The organism is Marinomonas gallaica, from assembly GCF_001639745.1.
Lineage (GTDB): Bacteria > Pseudomonadota > Gammaproteobacteria > Pseudomonadales > Marinomonadaceae > Marinomonas > Marinomonas gallaica.
Genome location: NZ_LTAX01000040.1, coordinates 1 through 2,963 on the forward strand (window position 1 = coordinate 1; position 2,963 = coordinate 2,963).

1 rRNA gene is annotated in these 2,963 nt (G+C 50.4%); it reads right to left on the reverse strand.

The annotated features are described in order from the left end of the window. Positions 1 to 2,775 (reverse strand): 23S ribosomal RNA (locus AYW76_RS18470); the annotation flags it as partial. Positions 2,776 to 2,963 lie beyond the last annotated feature (188 nt).

Consider the following 2,963-nt stretch of genomic DNA (forward strand, 5'->3'; position numbering starts at 1 on the left):
CCAGTGAGATCTTATCTTGAAGGAGGCTTCCCGCTTAGATGCTTTCAGCGGTTATCCCGTCCGAACATAGCTACCCGGCAATGCCACTGGCGTGACAACCGGAACACCAGAGGTTCGTTCACTCCGGTCCTCTCGTACTAGGAGCAACTCTTCTCAAATCTCAAACGTCCACGGCAGATAGGGACCGAACTGTCTCACGACGTTCTAAACCCAGCTCGCGTACCACTTTAAATGGCGAACAGCCATACCCTTGGGACCGGCTTCAGCCCCAGGATGTGATGAGCCGACATCGAGGTGCCAAACACCGCCGTCGATGTGAACTCTTGGGCGGTATCAGCCTGTTATCCCCGGAGTACCTTTTATCCGTTGAGCGATGGCCCTTCCATACAGAACCACCGGATCACTAAGACCTACTTTCGTACCTGCTCGACGTGTCTGTCTCGCAGTTAAGCGCGCTTTTGCCTTTACACTCTATGCATGATTTCCGACCATGCTGAGCGCACCTTCGTGCTCCTCCGTTACTCTTTGGGAGGAGACCGCCCCAGTCAAACTACCCACCACACAGTGTCCTCGATCCGGATAACGGATCTGAGTTAGAACCTCAAACATACCAGGGTGGTATTTCAAGATTGGCTCCATGAGAACTGGCGTCCTCACTTCAAAGCCTCCCACCTATCCTACACAAGTAGGTTCAAAGTTCACTGTGAAGCTATAGTAAAGGTTCACGGGGTCTTTCCGTCTAGCCGCGGATACACAGCATCTTCACTGCGATTTCAATTTCACTGAGTCTCGGGTGGAGACAGTGTGGCCATCGTTACGCCATTCGTGCAGGTCGGAACTTACCCGACAAGGAATTTCGCTACCTTAGGACCGTTATAGTTACGGCCGCCGTTTACTTGGGCTTCGATCAAGAGCTTCGCTTGCGCTAACCCCATCAATTAACCTTCAAGCACCGGGCAGGCGTCACACCCTATACGTCCACTTTCGTGTTTGCAGAGTGCTGTGTTTTTAATAAACAGTCGCAGCCACCTGGTATCTTCGACCGACTGATGCTTACGGAGCAAGTCCTTCACATCGGCCGGCGCACCTTCTCCCGAAGTTACGGTGCCATTTTGCCTAGTTCCTTCACCCGAGTTCTCTCAAGCGCCTTGGTATTCTCTACCTGACCACCTGTGTCGGTTTGGGGTACGGTCAATGTATATCTGAAGCTTAGAAGTTTTTCCTGGAAGCATGGCATCAACCACTTCACCCAAAAGAGGGCTCGTCGTCAGTTCTCAGTCTTAAAGGGACCCGGATTTGCCTAAGTCCCAAACCTACCGCCTTAAACACAGACAACCATCGCTGTGCTGGCCTAGCCTTCTCCGTCTCTCCATCGCAATATACATCGGTACAGGAATATTAACCTGTTTCCCATCGACTACGCATTTCTGCCTCGCCTTAGGGGCCGACTCACCCTGCCCTGATTAACATGGGACAGGAAACCTTGGTCTTCCGGCGGGGGAGTTTTTCACTCCCCTTATCGTTACTCATGTCAACATTCGCACTTCTGATACCTCCAGCCTGCTTTACAGCTTGACCTTCAACGGCTTACAGAACGCTCCTCTACCATACTAATAAATTAGTATCCGTAGCTTCGGTGTACAGTTTGAGCCCCGTTATATCTTCCGCGCAGGCCGACTCGACTAGTGAGCTATTACGCTTTCTTTAAAGGATGGCTGCTTCTAAGCCAACCTCCTAGCTGTCTAAGCCTTCCCACATCGTTTCCCACTTAACTGTAACTTTGGGACCTTAGCTGACGGTCTGGGTTGTTTCCCTTTCCACGACGGACGTTAGCACCCGCCGTGTGTCTCCCGCGCTCATACTCATTGGTATTCGGAGTTTGCATGGGGTTGGTAAGTCGGGATGACCCCCTAGCCCAAACAGTGCTCTACCCCCAATGGCAATACGCGAGGCGCTACCTAAATAGCTTTCGAGGAGAACCAGCTATCTCCGAGCTTGATTAGCCTTTCACTCCAATCCACAAGTCATCCCCGGACTTTTCAACGTACGTGGGTTCGGTCCTCCAGTTAGTGTTACCCAACCTTCAACCTGCTCATGGATAGATCGCCCGGTTTCGGGTCTAATGCTAGCAACTGAACGCCCTATTAAGACTCGGTTTCCCTACGCCTCCCCTAAACGGTTAAGCTTGCTACTAACATTAAGTCGTTGACCCATTATACAAAAGGTACGCAGTCACGGAACTAAGTCCGCTCCCACTGCTTGTACGTACACGGTTTCAGGTTCTATTTCACTCCCCTCACTGGGGTTCTTTTCGCCTTTCCCTCACGGTACTGGTTCACTATCGGTCAGTCAGGAGTATTTAGCCTTGGAGGATGGTCCCCCCATATTCAAACAGGATATCACGTGTCCCGTCTTACTCGATTTCATTGAAAAGGCATTTTCGTATACGGGGCTATCACCCACTATGGCGGCCCTTTCCAGAGCCTTCTACTAACACCAATTCAACTTAAGGGCTAATCCCCGTTCGCTCGCCGCTACTAAGGGAATCTCGGTTGATTTCTTTTCCTCCGGGTACTTAGATGTTTCAGTTCCCCGGGTTCGCCTCGTATGGCTATGTATTCACCATACGATACCCGCAAGCGGGTGGGTTTCCCCATTCGGACATGTTCGGATCAAAGCTTGTTTATCAGCTCCCCGAACCTTTTCGCAGATTACCACGTCCTTCATCGCCTCTGACTGCCAAGGCATCCACCGTGCACGCTTGGTCACTTGACCATATAACCCAAAATAGTCTTACCTATTCTGAACTACATACCAACGAGCTTTTGTGTCTCAGTTGGATTTACGATCATAGAAAGTCCTCTAGGTTAAAGAGTCTTTCCACCGGTTTGACGCTTGATTATCGTCTATTTCAAAAAGTTAAATTGTTAAAGAGCAAGTTTAGTGCAAAGCACTAAGTCAGA